The sequence below is a fragment of the Mycolicibacterium sp. XJ870 genome, from assembly GCF_053483975.1.
In genome coordinates this window covers 151,781-170,334 of the sequence record NZ_JBEFTI010000010.1, presented here as the reverse complement: position 1 = coordinate 170,334, position 18,554 = coordinate 151,781, and the positions used below count along the sequence as shown (strand labels likewise).

The 18,554-nt window shown below is 65.8% G+C and carries 18 protein-coding genes; 14 read left to right on the top strand and 4 right to left on the bottom strand.

All coding sequences use genetic code 11. The features are described 5' to 3' along the window. Positions 1-11 precede the first annotated feature (11 nt). Positions 12-764 carry an SDR family oxidoreductase gene (locus ABQF30_RS26775; protein ID WP_448469541.1) on the top strand — a complete coding sequence of 251 codons (753 nt, stop codon included), beginning with the start codon at positions 12-14 and terminating at the stop codon, positions 762-764. 56 nt (positions 765-820) lie between these two features. Here ABQF30_RS26775 and ABQF30_RS26770 read toward each other — a convergent pair whose 3' ends face one another. From ABQF30_RS26770 to ABQF30_RS26755, 4 genes are all read right to left on the bottom strand, one after another. Then, positions 821-1,987, bottom strand: a complete 1,167-nt coding sequence (locus ABQF30_RS26770) for an amidohydrolase family protein (RefSeq protein WP_448469539.1) — start codon at positions 1,985-1,987, stop codon at positions 821-823. Between the two features lie 224 nt (positions 1,988-2,211). After that, a complete protein-coding gene (locus ABQF30_RS26765) occupies positions 2,212-3,147 on the bottom strand; it encodes an SDR family NAD(P)-dependent oxidoreductase (protein ID WP_448469537.1) in 936 nt (311 codons plus the stop codon). Between the two features lie 189 nt (positions 3,148-3,336). Next, complete coding sequence (locus tag ABQF30_RS26760; protein WP_448469535.1) at positions 3,337-4,938, bottom strand: FAD-dependent oxidoreductase; 1,602 nt, start codon at positions 4,936-4,938, stop codon at positions 3,337-3,339. 14 nt (positions 4,939-4,952) lie between these two features. Then, positions 4,953-5,678 (bottom strand): IclR family transcriptional regulator, encoded by a 726-nt coding sequence (locus ABQF30_RS26755; protein ID WP_448469533.1) that lies wholly within the window; start codon positions 5,676-5,678, stop codon positions 4,953-4,955. 130 nt (positions 5,679-5,808) lie between these two features. On the opposite strand from ABQF30_RS26755, the gene ABQF30_RS26750 reads away from it, so the two are divergent. From ABQF30_RS26750 to ABQF30_RS26690, 13 genes are read left to right on the top strand one after another with little or no spacing between them, the layout of a single operon-like run. Further along, positions 5,809-6,711 (top strand): alpha/beta fold hydrolase, encoded by a 903-nt coding sequence (locus tag ABQF30_RS26750; protein WP_448469531.1) that lies wholly within the window; start codon positions 5,809-5,811, stop codon positions 6,709-6,711. Continuing rightward, a complete protein-coding gene (locus tag ABQF30_RS26745; RefSeq protein WP_448469530.1) occupies positions 6,711-8,384 on the top strand; it encodes a bifunctional 3-(3-hydroxy-phenyl)propionate/3-hydroxycinnamic acid hydroxylase in 1,674 nt (557 codons plus the stop codon). Before ABQF30_RS26750 ends, ABQF30_RS26745 begins: the two co-directional genes overlap by 1 nt. Beyond that, the gene (locus ABQF30_RS26740; protein ID WP_448469528.1) at positions 8,332-9,252 is read left to right on the top strand and encodes a 3-carboxyethylcatechol 2,3-dioxygenase; all 921 of its coding nucleotides are present in this window, start codon (positions 8,332-8,334) and stop codon (positions 9,250-9,252) included. Before ABQF30_RS26745 ends, ABQF30_RS26740 begins: the two co-directional genes overlap by 53 nt. Beyond that, positions 9,249-11,024 (top strand): FAD-binding protein, encoded by a 1,776-nt coding sequence (locus ABQF30_RS26735; RefSeq protein ID WP_448469526.1) that lies wholly within the window; start codon positions 9,249-9,251, stop codon positions 11,022-11,024. Before ABQF30_RS26740 ends, ABQF30_RS26735 begins: the two co-directional genes overlap by 4 nt. 10 nt (positions 11,025-11,034) lie before the next feature. Continuing rightward, entirely contained in the window at positions 11,035-12,345 is a 1,311-nt protein-coding gene (locus ABQF30_RS26730; RefSeq protein WP_448469524.1) for an LLM class flavin-dependent oxidoreductase, read from the top strand. 2 nt (positions 12,346-12,347) lie between these two features. Continuing rightward, on the top strand, positions 12,348-13,163 hold the full coding sequence (locus ABQF30_RS26725) for a coniferyl-alcohol dehydrogenase (RefSeq protein ID WP_448469522.1): 816 nt from the start codon (positions 12,348-12,350) through the stop codon (positions 13,161-13,163). 8 nt (positions 13,164-13,171) lie between these two features. Beyond that, entirely contained in the window at positions 13,172-14,158 is a 987-nt protein-coding gene (locus tag ABQF30_RS26720) for a cyclase family protein (RefSeq protein WP_448469520.1), read from the top strand. Between the two features lie 7 nt (positions 14,159-14,165). Continuing rightward, positions 14,166-14,747 (top strand): NADPH-dependent FMN reductase, encoded by a 582-nt coding sequence (locus ABQF30_RS26715; RefSeq protein WP_448469518.1) that lies wholly within the window; start codon positions 14,166-14,168, stop codon positions 14,745-14,747. Next, positions 14,744-15,568 carry an alpha/beta fold hydrolase gene (locus ABQF30_RS26710; RefSeq protein ID WP_448469516.1) on the top strand — a complete coding sequence of 275 codons (825 nt, stop codon included), beginning with the start codon at positions 14,744-14,746 and terminating at the stop codon, positions 15,566-15,568. The genes ABQF30_RS26715 and ABQF30_RS26710 overlap by 4 nt, the downstream gene beginning before the upstream one ends. Further along, positions 15,565-16,374 (top strand): SDR family NAD(P)-dependent oxidoreductase, encoded by an 810-nt coding sequence (locus tag ABQF30_RS26705; protein WP_448469514.1) that lies wholly within the window; start codon positions 15,565-15,567, stop codon positions 16,372-16,374. Before ABQF30_RS26710 ends, ABQF30_RS26705 begins: the two co-directional genes overlap by 4 nt. Positions 16,375-16,430: 56 nt before the next feature. Then, positions 16,431-17,087, top strand: coding sequence for a TetR/AcrR family transcriptional regulator (locus ABQF30_RS26700; protein WP_448469512.1), 657 nt, complete (start codon positions 16,431-16,433; stop codon positions 17,085-17,087). Positions 17,088-17,109: 22 nt separating this feature from the next. Further along, entirely contained in the window at positions 17,110-17,304 is a 195-nt protein-coding gene (locus ABQF30_RS26695) for a ferredoxin (protein ID WP_448469510.1), read from the top strand. A 13-nt stretch (positions 17,305-17,317) separates the two neighbouring features. Further along, positions 17,318-18,553: a cytochrome P450 gene (locus ABQF30_RS26690; RefSeq protein ID WP_448469508.1), complete on the top strand. Its 1,236-nt coding sequence runs from the start codon at positions 17,318-17,320 to the stop codon at positions 18,551-18,553. The last annotated feature ends 1 nt before the right edge of the window (position 18,554 follow it).

Genomic DNA, 18,554 nt, shown 5'->3' with positions numbered 1-18,554 from the left:
AGGAGCAGCTAGTGCTGACACTGGCAGGCAAAGTCGCGATCATCACCGGAGGCGCCCAGGGCATGGGCGCCGAGCACGCCCGGACGTTCGTCGAACTCGGCGCGAAAGTCGCAGTTACCGATGTGTTGAGCGAGGAAGGGCAGTCTGTCGCCAAAGAGCTTGGCGCAGAAGCAGAGTTTTTCGATCTGGACGTGACAGAGCCGGAGCAATGGATTGATGTGGTCGACCGGGTCACGGCAAAGTGGGGGCCAGTGACAGTCCTCGTGAACAATGCCGGCGTTCCCGGGCCACTCGTCCACACCGCCGACCTGACCGTAGGCGACTACCTGAAGACGATCGCAGTCGATCAACACGGGGTGTTCTACGGCATGCGAACGGTGATTCCGGGCATGATCGACGCCGGTGGCGGGTCGATTGTCAACATCGCCTCCGTGGCAGGATTCGCACATGTCCGGCACGTTCCGAACGCTGCCTACACCGCCGCCAAGTTCGCGGTGCGCGGCCTTACCCGGGCGGCCGCAGTCGAGTATGCGAAGAAGGGAATCCGGGTCAACTGCGTGATGCCGGGACCGGTGGCCACTCCGATGATGCTCAATTCCGGCATGGAGGAAGTGCGCAAAATAGTAGGCAGTGCCGCGGCGATGGATCGCTGCGCGGAGCCACGAGAGGTCTCGAACATGGTGGCGTTTCTCGCCTCTGACGCGGCCTCGTTCATCACCGGCGGCGACCATTTCGTCGACGGCGGTCAAGCTGCCGGCTGGTGATCTCGGGGATCAGCCCTGACGCGGTTTGGAACCGCATCAGGGCTGACCCCCGCCACTCAGGTGAGCTTGTAGAGATTGATCGCGTTCTCGCTGAGGATCTTTCGGGCGTTTTCGGGTGACGTTGCAGCGACGACGTCGTTGATCGCGCTCGCGGAGTATCCGAATGTGCCCTCGCTGTGTGGGTAGTCCTGTGCCCACATCACGCGGTCAGCGCCCAGATAGTCCAGCAATTTCAAGCCGATTGTGTCGGTCTGGAAGGTCGCGAACATATTGTTCTGCCAGTAGTGGGTTGGGCGGTGCTTCATGGGCCAGTCGAAGAGCTCTCGATGTGCGCCATAGGTGAGCTCGGCGTCCTGGAGCGCACCGGCAATCCAGTTGATGCCACCCTCGGCGAACACGACCTGCAGGTTGGGGTGGCGGTCGAAGATGCCACCGAAGATCAGGGCGCCAAAGGAGCGGCGGAAGGGCGCGGCCTGCATCAGGAAGAACGTTCCGAAGCCCCCTCGGCCACCCGAGGACGGTACTTCTCCGATGTGGAAGTTGACCGGCAGGTTGGCCTCGGCAACGCAGGCCCAGAAGCGGTCCATCTCCGGGCTGTCGTAGTCGATGGCCTCGCCTTGGGCGTTCTTGCCTGGGCTGAACGGAAGCATGAAGCTCTTGAGGCCGAGGTCGACGATCTGTTGAATTGCCTGTTCCGCGTGGTCCGGGTCCCACCAGTTGCTGCAGATGCCGACGCCGTAGAAGCGGCCGGGATTCTTCTTGTCGAGCTCAGCGATGTACTCGTTGTAGGTCCGGTACATGAGCTCTTGCATCTCTTGGTCCGGATAGCGGATGAAGGCCAGCAGGCTCTGTGGATAGACGATCTCCTTGTCGATGCCCTCGGCATCGAGATGGCGGTTGCGCACACCGAACTCGAACCCGTCGTTGAGTACCGAGCGGGCTAGTGCGGTGTCGACGTCGGCGCTTTCCGGATAAGCCTGCATCGCGTCTTTGAATCCGACGCGCCAATAGCGGTCGAACCACACCCGGGGCGCGGCTTCGCGGCGGTCCGCCGGGAACCGCTCGTAGAAAATGTCCTCGGTGAGTTCGATGTGGTTGTCGGCCGACACCAGGACGAGATCCTGTGGCAGCTTCGCGGCTTCCCGGGGCTGGCTTGTCCGATCGACGATCATGCCGGCTTCGGCGGTCAGCGGGTTCTCAAATGTCAGGCGTTCGTCGAGCATGTCGGCCTCTCCGTCGAATATGTTTGCAGGACATGGGGCTTGGCGGTCCTTGACGGCGCATGCCGAACTGGACCTCTGCTGCAGATTGTGCGGCTGCGACATTGTGATGCTAACCACATCGAGCCCGATATGCAACACTGTTGTAATTATAGCTCGCAGTGGCAGACATCCCGGTGCGTCGGCCAATGAAGTGTCGGAATCGGCTGAGGTGGAAGGTGTTTCACCTAACCGCGCTCGCTGGCGACGTACTCTTTGACGTTCCATTCGCGAGGATCGTGTGCCGCGATCGGTACGGCGCTGTCGGGAGTCCCGGCGACCACTTCGTCCCAGTGTTCGGCGACCGTCTCGATGGTCAGCGGGTTTTCGGTGAAGCCCCCGGTCTCGGCAAGGTAGACCCGGTTCACGAGCCCACCGACGCCATTGATGGTGTCGCCGTTGACCGGACAGCTCTCATGCGCCAGTGCCGCCGCGACCGGGGCCACCAGCTCCGGCGGGAGGCTTGTTTGTGCCAGCTGGTACATGGGCGAGCTCTCGTCCTGCTGGGCGGCGACCATGCGGGTGAACGCACCGGGATTGAGGTTGTTGACCTTTATGCCGTGTGCGGCGCCTTCACCGGCGAGCGCACGCGTGAACGAAAAGACACCGCCCTTGCTGGCGCTGTAGGCAACGAGGAGTGGCGCGCCGGCGAACGCGCCCGAGCCGGTGTTGACGATACGTCCGTACCCGTTGGCTTTCATATGCGGCCAGGCGGCGCGACACGTCCATATCGTGCCCATCAGATTGATGTCGATGTGCTGTCGGATGTCGTGTGAGGTCATCTCGTCGAATGCTGCGGCGATCGAGATACCGGCGTTGTTGACCAGGACGTCGACCCGGCCGAATGCCTCGAGCGCGGTTTCGATCAGCGCTGCGGCGCCCTCTTCTGTGGCGATTGAATTGTTGTCTGCCACAGCGGTTCCGCCCGCGCGGCGAATCTCATCGACGACGGCTTCGGCCGACGCCGTCCCGGCATATCCTGGCGCCGCGGTACGACCGATGTCGTTGACGACGACGTTCGCGCCGCGCTGGGCCAGCAGCAGCGCGTGGGAGCGGCCAAGGCTGGGATTACCGCCCGCGCCCGTGACGACCGCGGTCCGGCCGTCGAACCTCAGTTCGGTCATGGAGTGCCTTTCTCGATTGGACAGTCCGATGCACTCTGACGTGATGTGCAACTTCTTGCACCGACAGCCTCGACCTGCTGTCCCTCTTGGCCATGACGCCCTGATGTGGGCAGTGCGATGCTAACCACACGTCGATAAAATATGCAACGGTGTTGTAAATATAAACCGGCGTGGCAAGACATCGCAGGCTCAGCCGTTCTGTGCCGCCGCAGCTCCGGCACGGTAACCGAACACCATGGCGGGCCCCAGCGTGCCGCCCGCGCCGCCGTAGGCCTTGCCGGTCACCCCGGCCATGGCGTTGCCCGCGGCGAACAAGCCCGGGATCGGGGCACCGCTGACATGCAGAACCCGGCCGTCGCGGTCGGTGCGCGGGCCGCCCTTGGTGCCCATCGCGCCGACCTTCACCGGCACGGCGTAGAACGGCGCGGAGTCGACCGGTCCGAGCGTCTGTCCGGCCGGGGTCGCCGCCGTCGTATCGCCCCAATACCCGTCGTACGCACTGGAACCGCGGCCGAACTCGGGATCCACCTCAGCCGCGACGTTGTCGTTCCACTGCAGCAGGGTGGCGGCAAGCCCGTCGGCGTCGATTCCGGTCTTGGCTCCGAGCTCGGCGAGGTCGGCCGAGGCGCAGAACCACTCCGGCACAGGCTGACCCGGCTCGACGCCGAGGAACCCGTAGCGCTGCAGGTGCACCGAGTCGAACACGATCCAGGCCGGGTCGTTGGCAAATCCGGCCTTGGGATCGAGGTACTGGAACGGACCGGCCATCGAGTTGTACTCACCGGCCTCGTTGACGAACCGCTTGCCTACCCGGTTGACGATGATGCTGCGCGGTCGCGTGCGCTCCAGCCGTACGCTGCGACTGCGCGGGTGCCCGTCGATGGTGTCGCCCGGAATCTGCACGATCGGCACCCACCAGGCCTCACCCATGTTCGCCAGATCCGCGCCGTGTGCCATTGCCATCCGCAGCCCGTCGCCGGTGTTGTTCGGCGGAGACACCGGACCGCGCATGGGCCCGCGCAGATACGCCTCGACCAGTTTGGCGTCCCACTCGAAGCCACCTGTCGCCAGGACCACGCCGCCGCGGGCACGCACGCGAATATCGCTGCCGTCCACACTGATTCGCACACCGGTGATACCGGTCGCGTCACCCAGCAGTTCGACCGCCCGCGCGCCGGTGACCGGCTCGACGCCGCGGTCGAGCAGCCCGCGCAGCAGGCCCGCGATCAGGGCGGTGCCCGCAACGCACAGGTCGGCGTTCGGGTCGTCGAACGTCGCGTGGATGCGGGCACGGGTCTCGGCGTCGATGCCGACATTGCTGAAATCCGCAGGGAACGACGTGATCCGCTCGCGCCACTCGCCAAGCTTGGCGAGGTCAACCGGACCCGCGCTCAGCGACCGGCCACCGCCGGGCCGCCCGCCCGGGAGTTCGGGCTTGTAGTCCGGGAAGCCCTCGGCGACGGCGAACCGCAATTCGCTGTGTGCCTCGACGAAGTCGAGCATCGCCGGGCCCGTGCGCACGAACGTCTCGACCAGGTCGGTGTCCATGTAGCCCAGCGACTGGGCGCGCAGGTAGGCAAGCGCGTCGTCGACCGGCAGTGGCGCCTGGGCGCGGTCGTGGGCCGGAACCCAGACGATGCCGCCCGACACGGCCGTCGTCCCACCTACGGTGGGCGCCTTCTCGTACACGGCAACGGATGCGCCGCTGACGGCAGCCGTCAAGGCCGCAGTCAGCCCCGCGCCGCCGCTGCCGAGTACCACGACATCGACCTCGTCGTCCCAATCAGTCATGCGCGCATTGCCTTTCAGTGCAGGATCGCCGACAGTTCATGTGCGGCCCGGACCACCGCGTCTTTGCCGCCGAGTACGACGTCTTCGCGGTGCGAGATGAGATTGATGCAGGTGGGCGGTGACGGCGGGCGTCTGCGTACCGGCACCGCCAGGCCGAAGGTGTTCGGCTCGACCTCGCCGTGGGTGATCACCCAGCCCTGTTCGCGGGTCTGGCGGACCAGTTCGCGCTCGCCGGGCCGGGGCGGCATGCTCGCCAACAACGCCAACCCGGCCGCGCCGCGGTCCAGGGGATGGCGGCTGCCTTCGTGGAACGACAGTTGGTAGAACACCTGGGACGGCACGATCACCGCGATCGCCACCTGTTGGTCCCCCTCGGCGACCAGAAGCGACACTGTGGTCCCGAGTTCGTCGGCCAGCGTGCGAAGGGTCGGCACGCTGAGCTGGCGCAGGTTGTTGTCGAAGGACGAGCCGAGTACCGCCAGCGCGGCCGCGGGCCGGTATCTGCCGTCTTCACCCTTTGCGACGTAACGGAATTGGCTCAGGGTTGCCAGTAGGCGGTAGGCGATCGTGCGATGGGCCCCGAGGTGGTCGGCGACCTGCTGCACGGTCAGCCCGGTGGGCGCGCTGGCAATGGCTCCGAGTGCGCTCAGGCCGCGCGCGAGCGTTTGCGAACCGGGCGCGCCGGTTTGTGTGGCTTCGGCCTGCGACTGCGCTTCCGGCTGGGTTGCCTTGGCGGGCATCGCGCACCTCCTTGACAGATAGAACCGTGAGAGTGATGCTCTGATAATAATGCACGCTCGTGTGCGCTATATGAGCAAAGTGCTTACATAAACGGAGAACATCATTCTCCCTACCGCGCGAGAGGGGACCATGACAAGCACTGCCGCCGAGCCGGCGCGCTCCGTTTCGGCCGCCGAGTACGAGAGCGTCTGGAGCGACCTTCAGGGCGTCGCGTTCTCGCAGGGCTACCTTGACGTGGGGGGAGTGCGCACCCGCTACCTGCACGCCGGTGATCCGAAACTGCCTGCGCTGGTACTGTTACACGGTTCCGGCGGTCACGCCGAGGCTTACGTACGCAACCTCGAATCCCACGCCGAGCACTTCTCGACGTGGTCGATCGACATGGTCGGACACGGCTATACCGACAAGCCCGGCCACCCGCTGGAGGTACCGCACTACGTCGATCATCTGATGGGTTTCCTCGACGCGATCGGTGCGCAGCGAGCCCACATCTCGGGTGAGTCCCTGGGCGGCTGGGTGGCCGCCCGCGCCGCCGTCGACCATCCCGACCGGATCGACCGGCTGGTGCTCAACACCGCGGGCGGATCGCAGGCCGATCCGGAGGTGATGAAGCGCATCGTCACGCTGTCGATGGCTGCTGCGGAGAACCCGACCTGGGAGACCGTGCAGGCGCGCATCAAATGGCTGATGGCCGACAAGAGCAAGGACTACGACGACATTGTCGCCAGCCGTCAGCGGGTCTACCGCCAGCCCGGGTTCGTCTCGGCGATGAGCGACATCATGGCGTTGCAGGATCCCGACATCCGGGCCCGAAATCTGCTGGGGGAGAAGGACTACGGCTCGATCACCGCGCCGACGCTTGTGGTGTGGACCAGTGACGACCCGACCGCCGACGTCGCCGAGGGCAGACGGATCGCCTCGATGATTCCGGGTGCCCGTTTCGAGGTGATGCCGGGATGCGGACACTGGCCGCAGTACGAGGACCCCGAGACGTTCAACCGTCTGCACCTCGACTTCCTGCTGGGGGCGTGATGGACCAGGCGGATGTCGTCATCGTCGGCGCCGGACCGGTAGGACTGACCCTGGCGAACATCCTTGGCGCCCAGGGGGTTCGGACTCTCATCGTGGAGGAACGCGACAGCCTCATCGATTACCCCCGCGGCGTCGGACTCGACGACGAATCCCTGCGCACCTTCCAGTCGATCGGCCTCGTTGAGGCGATCCTGCCGCACACCGTGCCCAACCAGATCCTCCGGTTCTACGACGGGCACCGCCGCTTGCTGGCCGAAATGGCGCCGCCTGACGCGCGGTTCGGTTGGCCCAAGCGCAACGGTTTCGTCCAGCCCATGGTCGACGCCGAACTGCTCGCCGGGCTGGACCGGTTCGAGCACGTCGAGGTGGCCTGGGGCCGGCGGATGGAATCGGCCACCGAGAACGCCGACGGGGTCACCGTGGAATTCGAGGGTGGCGCACCGGCGGTGACCGCGCAATACGTCGTCGGCTGTGACGGCGGGCGCAGCGCCACCCGCCACATGATGGGCGTGTCCTTCGACGGCACCACCTCGGCCACCCGCTGGGTCGTGATCGATCTCGCCAACGACCCGCTGGGGCATCCGAACAGCGAGGTGGGGGCCGACCCCAAACGGCCGTACGCCTCCATCTCGATCGCACACGGTATCCGGCGCTTCGAGTTCATGATCCACGCCGACGAAACCGACGAGCAGGCAACCGATCCCGCGTTCGTCGCGCGGTTGCTCGCGCCGTTCGTCCCGCACCCCGACAAGGTGGATGTGATCCGCAGCCGGGTCTACACCCACCACTCTCGCATCGCCGGCTCGTTCCGCAAGGGTCGGATGATGCTGGCCGGTGACGCCGCGCACCTGATGCCGGTGTGGCAGGGGCAGGGGTACAACAGCGGTATCCGCGACGCGGCGAACCTCGGCTGGAAACTTGCCGCGGTGGTCAACGGCCATGCTGGTGCCGAGTTGCTGGACAGCTACGACGTCGAGCGACGTAAGCACGCGCGCGCGATGATCGACCTGTCCACGCTGGTCGGCCGCGTCATCTCACCCACCAACCGCAGGGTTGCGGCATTGCGGGACAAAGTTATCCGCGGTGCCTCGGTGGTGCCCACGCTCAAGCGCTACATCCTGGAGATGCGGTTCAAACCCATGCCCCGCTACGAGCAGGGCGCTGTCCACCATGCGAAACCGCCTACGGCGACCGCACCGGTGGGGACGCTGTTCATCCAGCCCCGGGTGGACACCCGCGAGCAGTCGAACGTGTTGCTCGACGACGTGATCGGCGCGGGTTTTGCCGTGTTGTGCTGGAACAACAACCCGCGTGCGTTGCTCGGTGCCGAAGCCTTCGACCGTTGGAAGACGTTGGGTGCCAAGTTCATTGCCGCCCGACCGTTGACCCAGTTGCACTGGACGGGCCACGATGACCCTGATGTCGTGATTGTCGGTGACCGTACGGGAGCGCTCAAATCCTGGTTCGACGCGCATGCCGAATCGGTTCTGGTGTTGCGGCCGGACCGATGCATCGCCGGAGCGGACATCGCCCAGCGGGCCCCCGAACTGAGCGCCGCGTTGTTCGACGTTCTGCATCTGACTCAGGGAGGAGGAAACGGTGTCAGTAGCCCTGTGCTGTATGTCCCACAGCCCACTGCTGAATCTTCCGGGACCATCGCAGGAACTCCTTGACGAGATCGACGGGGCGCTGGCCGGCGCCCGGGAGTTCGTGGCGGATTTCGACCCGGAGTTGGTCGTCACGTTCTCGCCGGACCACTACAACGGGTTCTTCTACCGGTTGATGCCGCCGTTCTGCATCGGCACCGCCGCGTCCGGGGTCGGTGATTACGGAACACACCTCGGACCGCTGGACGTCGACGCCGACATCGCAGAAGAATGCGCACAGGCGGTGTGGGAATCCGGTGTCGACATCGCGATCTCCACGAGCATGGACGTCGACCACGGCACCGTGCAGCCGCTGCAGGAGTTGTTCGGCGACGCGACCGCCCGCCCCATCGTGCCGATCTTCATCAACTCGGTCGCCACGCCGCTGGGTCCGCTGGCCCGGTCGCGGGCTCTGGGCGCCGCTGTCGGCTCGTACCTGGCCACCCTCGACGTACGAGTGTTGGTGTTGGGATCCGGAGGACTGTCCCATGATCCGCCGGTGCCGACCCTGGCCACCGCCCCGCCCGCGGCGCTGGACCGGATCGTGCACGGCGTCCCGATGACGCCCGAACAGCGGTTGGCGCGCCAGGAGGCGGTGAGCCAGGCGGCCAACGACTTCGCCCACGGCGACAGCCCGCTGCGTCCGCTGAACCCGGATTGGGACCACAGCTTGCTGGAGATCCTCGACGAAGGCAGGCTCGGCGAACTCGACGGCTGGTCGAATTCGTTCATCGCCGGTGAGGGTGGCAACTCGGCGCACGAGATCCGGACCTGGGTAGCCGCATTCGCGGCGCTGGCCGCCCAGGGTCCGTACCGGACCGGTAACCACTTCTACCGGGCAGCACCGGAATTGATCGCAGGCTTCGCAATCAGGACGGCGGTAGGAAGCACATGACCACAGAAGCGTTCGACCAGACCGTCGACCTGCTTGTCGTCGGGTCGGGCGGGGGCGGCATGACCGCCGCGCTGGTCGGCGATGCCGCCGGGCTCGATACCCTCGTCGTCGAAAAGTCCCCTCAGTTCGGCGGTTCCACCGCACTGTCGGGCGGCGGCATCTGGGTTCCCGGCGCCCCGGCGCAACGTCGGGCCGGTTATGTGCCCTCACCCGACGGCGTCTTCGAGTACCTCAAGCTGATCACCGAGGGCACGGTCAGCGACGCCAGGCTGCGCCAGTACGTCGAGGCCGCCCCGGAGATGATGGATTTCCTGGAACGCACGAGCGACTGGTTCGAGTTCGTCTGGAAACCCGGCTATGCCGATTACTACCCGGAACTCCCCGGCGGCTCCGCGCAGGGCAGCACCATCAACGTCCCCGCCATCGACCTGCGCAAGCTCGGTGACGAGGAACGCGACCTGCTGACGCCGCTGGCGCTGGCGCCCAAGGGAATCTGGTTCGCGCCCAAGGACCTTCGGCTCTTCTACCAGATCCGGCAGAACTGGCGCGGTAAGGCGGTGCTGCTCAAGCTGATCTGGCGCATGGTGCGCGCCCGGGTATTCGGCGACCGGATGGCCGCCATCGGTCAGTCACTGGCCGCCCGGATGCGGCTGGCGATGAAGCAGCACGGCATACCGCTGTGGCTCAACGCGCCGATGATCGAGTTGATCACCGGTGACGACGGCGCCGTGCTCGGCGCGGTCGTCGAACGCGACGGCAAGTCGCTCCGGATCCGGTCCCGCCGCGGTGTCATCCTGGCCTCCGGTGGCTTCGACCACGACATGGCTTGGCGCAAAGAGCATCTGCCGGTCCTGGAGCAGGACTGGAGTTTCGGCAATCCCGCGGCTACCGGCGACGGCATCCGGGCCGGCCAAAAGGCAGGCGGTTCGACCGATCTGCTCGACGAGGCATGGTGGTTCCCGGCTATCTGCTGGCCCGACGGCCGCCTGCAGTTCATGCTCAACGAGCGGATGATGCCGTCGCAGTTCGTGGTGAACGGGGACGGCAAGCGGTTTATCAACGAGGCTGCGCCGTATATGGATTTCGCGCACGCGATGATTGAAGGCCAGCAGTCCTTCCTGGGCGAGCGGAGCGACGGGGGAGGGGCCGTGACTCACATCCCGTGCTGGCTGATCACCGACATCGACTCCTTCCACCGGTACGTGGTGGCCGGTCACCTGCCCATCCCGAAGATTCCGTTCGCGCCGGTGCCGACCGGACGCAAGGTGCCTCGAGCCTGGCTGGAGTCCGGGGTGGTCAAGGAGGCGCACAGCTGGGAGGAACTCGCTCGCAAGATCGAGGTCCCTGCCGAGAACCTGAGGGCCACTGCTGAACGGTTCAATCAGCTGGCGCGGGCCGGCCATGACGACGACTTCAACCGCGGGGACAGCGCCTACGACAACTACTACGGCGATCCGACCCTTGACAATCCGAACCTGCGCCCGCTCGGTAAACCCCCGTACTACGCGTTCCAGATCATCCTCGGTGACCTTGGCACCTCGGGTGGCTTGCGCACCGACGAATTTGCCCGGGTACTGCGGGCCGACGAGACCCCGATAACTGGTCTCTACGCGACGGGCAACGTGTCGGCGGCGGTGATGGGCCGCAGCTACGCCGGCGCCGGAGCCACCATCGGCCCAGCGATGACGTTCGGATATATCGCCGCCAAACACGCCGCAACTCAACAAGTTAACGAGTCCGCCGACAACTCACTGCAGCACCGGATTTCTTAGGAGGAAATGTATGAAGATCTCGCTGTTCTACGAGTTCCCGCTTCCCCGGCCGTGGTCGGAGGATGACGAACATCAGCTTTTCCAGCACGGTCTGGACGAAGTCGAGGCTGCGGACAAGGCCGGCTTCTCGACGGTGTGGCTGACCGAGCATCACTTCCTGGAGGAGTACTGCCACTCCACCGCGCCGGAGATGTTCCTGGCTGCGGCGAGCCAGCGCACCAAGGACATTCGGCTCGGTTTCGGTGTCATGCATCTGCCGCCGCCGATCAACCATCCGGCGCGCATCGCCGAGCGAGTCGCGACCCTCGACCACTTGTCCAACGGCCGAGTGGAGTTCGGCACAGGGGAGGGGTCGTCGGTGGCTGAGCTCGGCGGGTTCAACATCGACCCGGCCGACAAGCGGGCACAGTGGGAGGAAGCTCTCGAAGTCGCGATTCGCTGCATGGTCGAGGAGCCGTTCAGCGGGTTCAAGGGTGAGCACGTCGAGATGCCTGCCCGCAACGTGATCCCCAAGCCGCTGCAGAAGCCGCACCCGCCGGTCTGGGTGGCCTGTACCCGCCCTTCGTCGGTGCAGATGGCAGCCCAGAAGGCCATCGGCGCACTTAGCTTCGCCTACACGGGACCTGAAGCGCTCAAGGAGCGGGTCGACGGCTACTACAAGGAATTCGAAGAACAGGGTGCGCCTGTCACGCCGGCGATCAACCCCAATGTCCTCGCGATCGGCGGTGATCTGTCGATGATGGTGGCCCGCTCCGACGAAGAGGCGCTCAAGCGACTCGGCATCGGCGGTGGATTCTTCTCGTTCGGGATCATGCACTACTACCTGACCGGTATGCACACCCCAGGCCGTACCAAGGTGTGGGAGCGCTACGAGCAGGCGGTCAAGGACGATCCGACGTTGGCGTACGGTCCGGGCCGCGGCGCCATCGGGTCACCCGACACCGTGCGGGAGTTCCTGCGTGGCTACGAGGCGAGCGGCGTCGACGAGATCATCCTGCTGCTCAACCCGCGCAGCCACGAGGGCACCATGGAATCCATTGAGATCATGGGCAAAGAGATCCTGCCGGAGTTCATCGAGCGCGACGCGAAGGCAGTGGCGGACAAGACCAAACGCCTTGCGCCGGTGATCGAGAAGGTCGAGGCTCGCCGGCAGCGCTCGGACGCACCGCTGTTCGACGAGACCTACGCGTTCGGCGGCCTGCCGACCGGCCGCGGTGGCAAGTTCACCGCCGGGGAGATCCCCGAGGCCATGGCCGAGATCAACGAAGGCCGCGTGAAGGCCGCACAGCAGGAGAAGGCTACGCGGGAGCAGGCCGGCTGAGCGTGAGCGCACTCGACAAGTTGGTGCGCTACGACGGCAAGCACGTCGTAGTCACCGGCTGCGCGTCGGGCATCGGCGCCGAGGTCGCCTGTCAGCTCCGTGAACTCGGAGCTCGGGTGACGGGCCTGGATGTCCGCGCTCCCGAACAGATGCCCGACGCGTTCATCGAAATCGACCTGGCGGACCCGGCTTCCGTCGACCGGGCCGCCGCTGCGGTCGAGGGTTCGGTGGACGCGGTGTTCAACGTCGCCGGGGTGTCGTCGGGGATCGGTGACCCGCCACTGGTGGTGCGGATCAACTTCCTCGGTACGCGGCAGTTCACCGAGGCAGTGGTGGATCGCATTCCGCCTGGCGGGTCGATCACGTCGGTATCCTCCCTGGCGGCGTCGGCGTACCGCGAAAACATCTCCACCACTGCAGGATTGCTCAACACCGCGTCGTTCTCCGAGGGGGTGCAGTGGTGTGCCGAACATCCCGAGGCGCTGGCCGACGGCGGCTATCGGCTGTCCAAGGAGGCGACGATCCTCTACGCGTCGTGCAAGGCCGTTGAACTGGGTGCCAAAGGCATCCGGATCAACTGCACCGCACCGGGGGTGACCGAGACTCCGATTCTCGACCAATTGCGGTCGGCCTACGGGCAGCAGTATCTCGACTCGTTCACCACACCGCTGGGCCGCAAGTCCGAGGCCGGTGAACAAGCCGCGGTGCTGGCGTTCCTCGGCAGCCCGGCGGCCAGTTACATCACGGGCCAGGTGATCTGGGCCGACGGAGGTATTCTCGCCGGACGCCTGGCGGCAATGTTGGAAGGAGCCCGATAGTGGCGAGTATGAGTGACTTTCGCCGGGTCGCCGACGACGTCCGCAATTGGGGCCGCTGGGGGGACGCCGACGAACTGGGGACGCTCAACTTGATCACTGCGGACAAGGTGACCGAGGCGGCGAGTCTCGTCAAGCAGGGCAAGGTGTTCGCACTCGGCGGTGACTTCGGCTCGGCCGGGCCGCAGGGCGCCTTCCAGTTCCGCCAGAACCCCACGCACGTGATGACCGTCGACGGCGGCGACGCGGACACTCTTGCGCAGTACGGTCCGCAGTGGCTGCGTAACTCGGTGGCCCATCAGGTCAGCGAGTTCTTCGTCGACAATCCGTTCCGGTTCAACGACGACATGATCGTCATGCCGCTGCAGGCCGCCACGCAGTGGGACGCGTTGAGCCACGTCTACTACGAGGACAAGCTGTACAACGGGTTCCCGGCGGATTCGGTCACCAGCTTCGGCGCGTTCCACTGCGGGATCGACAAGGTGGACGGCAAGGGCATCACCAGTCGCGGTGTGCTGCTCGATGTCGTGCGGCATCGGGGTGCGTCGATGTACCTGGAACCCGGGAACCCTGTGACGCCTGCCGAACTCGACGAGGTGGCGAAGGCGCAGGGCGTCACGATCGGTAGCGGCGACATCGTGGTGGTGCACACCGGATGGTGGACCCGCTTCCTGTCCACGGGTGACGGCACTGAGCCGGGCTCGGGCTTGGACTGGACGTGCGCGTCGTGGCTGCACGATCTGGAGGTTGCCGCGGTCGCGGCCGATAATCTCATGGTCGAGGATCCCGACCCGGCGTCCGGCGTCGACGGGACCTTCCTGCCGATGCACATGCTGTGTCTGCGGGATATGGGTCTGATGCTCGGCGAGTATTGGGATCTGACCGCCCTGGCGGCCGACTGTGCTGCCGACGGGATCTACGAATTTCAGCTCATCGCGCCGCCACTGCGCGTGACCGGAGCGGTGGGATCCCCGGTGAATCCCATTGCGATCAAATGAGGAAACCATGACGTCAACTGAGAAGGTCCCGTTCGTCGTCGGCCTGGGCGGGACACTGCGCGCCGATTCGTCGACCGAACGCGCGGTGCGGTACTGCCTGGAATCGGTTGAGCGCCAGGGCGGCCGGACCCGGATGTTCGCCGGGCCAGACCTGGAACTGCCGATGTACGCACCACATTCCCTGGACCGCACACCGGCGGCCCTGGAGTTCGTGAAGGCATTGCGCGACGCCGATGCGGTGGTCGTCGGATCGCCGGGCTATCACGGCGCCATCTCGGGTTTGGTCAAGAACGCCCTGGACTACATCGAAGATCTGCGCGAGGATCCGCGCGTCTACCTCGACAACACCCCGTGGGGCTGTATCAGCTGCGCATACGGGTGGCAGGCTGCCGTGGGGACGCTGGGGCAGCTGCGTTCGATCGGGCACGCGCTGCGGGCCTGGCCGACCCCGCTGGGAGTGGCGATCAACTCTGCCGACCAGATCTGGTCTGAATCAGGCGAATTGGCCGGCGGACCGGTGCGTGACCAGCTCGACATGCTGGCCAACCAGCTGCTCACCTTCGCGCGGTCCAACGGGGCCACCACGTGACGTTCGAGCGCCGCCGCATCGACGTCGACGGCCTGGCGACCAGCTACCTGGAGGCCGGTACGGGGGATCCGGTGGTGCTGCTGCACGGCGGTGAGTTCGGTGTCAGTGCCGAGCTCGGCTGGGAGCAAACCGTTGGGGCACTCGCGGAGCACTATCGGGTGCTGGCGCCGGACATGCTGGGCTTCGGCGAGAGCGCCAAGGTCATCGACTTCAATGACGGCCGAGGGATGCGCATCCGGCACATCGCCCGCTTCTGTGCGGAATTGGACGTCAGCGCAGCGCATTTCATCGGCAATTCGATGGGCGCGATCAATCTGCTCGTCGACACCACCTCGAGCGCTCCGCGGCTGCCGGTGCGCTCGCTGGTGGCGATCTGCGGCGGCGGTGAGATCCAGCGCAACGAGCACATGGCAGCCCTGTACGACTACGACGCCACCCTGGACGGGATGCGGCGCATCGTCACCGCATTGTTCGCCGATCCGGCCTATCCCGCCGACGACGAGTACGTGCGCAGGCGGTACGAGTCGAGCATCGTGCCGGGGGCGTGGGAAGCGTTGGCCGCGGCGCGGTTCCGCCGTCCGGGACTCGAGACGCCGGCGGCTCCGTCGCCAAGCCGCGATTACCACCGCATCGGCGTACCGACCCTGATCGTCGAGGGTGAGCGTGACAAACTGCTGCCGTCGGGCTGGGCGGCCGAGATCGCCGGCCAGATCAGCGGGGCGCGCAGCGCCGTCATCCCGGCGGCAGGCCACTGCCCCCAGATCGAGCAGCCGGATGCCGTCAACCGCCTGCTGTTGGACTTCCTGAAAGAGGCATCATGACTAACGAACTAGCTGGCCGGGTCGCGGTCGTCACCGGCGGCGCCTCGGGCCTCGGTGAGGGGCTGGTGCGGCGATTCGCCGCCGAGGGTGCCGCGGTGATGATCGGTGACGTCGACAAGGATCAAGGCGCGGCGCTGGCCGCCGAGCTTGGCGAGAACGCCGCGTTCCTGCCCACCGACGTGTCCGATCCGGAGCAGGTCAACGCGCTGGTGAGCGGCGCGGTCGAACGGTTCGGCGGACTACACGTCATGGTGAACAACGCCGGGGTGTCCGGCACGATGCACCGGCGGTTCCTCGACGACGATCTCGCGGACTTCCACAAAGTCATGGGCGTCAACGTGCTCGGTGTGATGGCCGGGACCAGAGATGCCGCCCGCCACATGGTCGAGCACGGCGGCGGTTCGATCCTCAACCTGACCTCGATCGGCGGAATCCAGGCCGGCGGGGGAGTGATGACGTACCGGGCGTCCAAGGCCGCCGTCATCCAGTTCACCAAGTCCGCGGCCATCGAACTGGCGCATTACGAGATCCGCGTCAATGCCATCGCCCCAGGCAACATCCGGACCGCGATCGTCGCGAAATCCGCCGTGGGGGAAGATCGCGAGCGGCTGGAGCAGTTCGAGGCGGGCATCCGCGCGCAGATGCGCGCGGATCGTCCGCTGAAGCGCGAGGGCACGGTCGAAGACGTCGCAGAGGCGGCCCTGTACTTCGCCGGCGACCGGTCGCGTTACGTCACCGGAACGGTCCTGCCGATCGACGGCGGGACTGTCGCGGGCAAGGTCATCGTCCGCAAGGAGAAGTCCTAGCATCAGCTTTAAATCAATCGCTTGACTTAATTACAGGAGCAGCGTTGACTGTAACGGTGACCGCAGTCAGACCCCTGCGCACCGAACGCGCCAGCTCCACCCGTGAGGCCATTCTTACCGCCGCCGAGCGGCTCTATGCCGAACACGGCGTGTTCGCGGTGTCCAACCGCCAGGTCAGCGAGGCGGCCGGGCAGGGCAACAACGCCGCTGTCGGCTACCACTTCGGCACCAAGACCGATCTGGTCCGGGCGATCGAGCACAAACACCGTGGCCCCATCGAGTTCCTGCGCGAGCAGATGGTGGACCGTGTCGGCAATTCGACCGAGCTGCGGGACTGGGTCGCATGTTTGGTGCAACCCCTGACCGATCACCTTGCCGCACTCGGTAATCCGACGTGGTATGCGCGGTTCGCCGCCCAGGTGATGACCGATCCGGCATACCACAACATCGTCGTGCGCGACGCGCTGAGCTCGCCCTCGCTGGTTCAGGTGATCGACGGGATGAACAACTGCCTGCCGGATCTGCCCGCCGCGATCCGGGTGGAACGCAACATCATGGCGCGCAACTTGTTGATGCACAGCTGCGCCGATCGCGAGCGGGCTCTGGTCCAGGGGGTGAATGTGCCGCGGTCGTCCTGGCCGGGCGCGGCATCCGGCCTGATCGACGCGATTGTCGGGTTGTGGCGGGCGCCCGTCACAGAGGAGAGCGTGTGACGCGCACGTGAGGAGCACGAAAATGAAAGTGACTGTCGATCAAGACAAGTGTGTTTCGTCAGGACAATGCGTGCTGAACGCCGCCGAGGTGTTCGACCAACGTGACGAAGACGGCGTCGTGGTGCTACTCGACGACAGCCCCGGGCCCGACCAATCCGACAATGCCCGTCGCGCCGCGGCGGCCTGCCCAGCCCTTGCCATCGCCATACAAGACTGACCCGAGGAAACCAATGTCCGAAACCCTGACCGGCACATCACAGACCACCGATATCCCCGAGTACCCCATGGAGCGGGCGGCGGCCTGCCCGTTCGCCCCGCCGCCGCAGGTGCTCGAAATGGGCAAGGCCAAGGGGCTTTCCCGGGTAAAGATCTGGGATGGCAGTACCCCGTGGCTCATCACCGGGCACGAGGAGGCACGGACGTTGTTCGCCGACTCGCGCGTCAGCGTGGACGACCGGCGCTCGGGTTTCCCGCACTGGAACGAACACATGCTCTCCACCGTCAACAAGCGGCCGCGTTCGGTGTTCACCTCCGACGCCGAGGAGCACACCCGGTTCCGTCGGATGTTGTCGAAGCCGTTCACGTTCAAGCGTGTTGAAGGCCTGCGTCCGGCGATTCAGAAGGTCACCGACGAGTGCATCGACGAGATCCTTGCCGGCCCGCAGCCCGCCGACATCGTCGCCAAGCTTGCACTCCCGGTTCCCACCGTGGTGATCAGCGAAATGCTCGGTGTCCCTTACGAAGACCACAAGTTCTTCCAGGAGCACGCCAATGCCGGCCTGGCCCGCTACGCCGCCGCGGACGCCATGCAGAAGGGTGCGATGAGCCTGCATCAGTATCTGATCGACCTTGTCGAAGCCAAGATGGAGAACCCGGCTGAGGACGCGGTCTCCGATCTCGCCGAGCGCGTCAAAGCTGGAGAGATCAGCGTCAAGGAAGCCGCACAGCTGGGCACCGGGTTGTTGATCGCCGGGCACGAGACCACCGCGAACGTGATCGGCATCGGTGTGCTTGCGCTGCTGGAGAATCCCGAGCAGGCTGACTTCCTGCGCGACGCAGAGGATCCGAAGGTGATCGCGAACGCGGTCGAGGAACTCATGCGTTACCTGTCGATCATCCAGAACGGCCAGCGCCGGGTGGCCATCGAGGACATCGAGATCAGCGGCGAAACCATCCGCGGCGGCGAGGGCATCATCATCGACCTGGCCCCGGCCAACTGGGACGAGAAGGCCTATTCGGAACCCGACAAGCTGGACCTGAGCCGCGACGCCGGCCAGCAGCTCGGTTTCGGCTACGGCCGCCACCAGTGCGTCGGTCAACAGCTGGCCCGCGCCGAACTCCAGATCGTGTTCCACACCCTGCTGCGCCGTATTCCGACCATGCGCCTGGCCATTCCATTCGACGAGGTGCCGTTCAAGCATGACCGCCTCGCCTACGGCGTGTACGAACTTCCCGTCACCTGGTGAC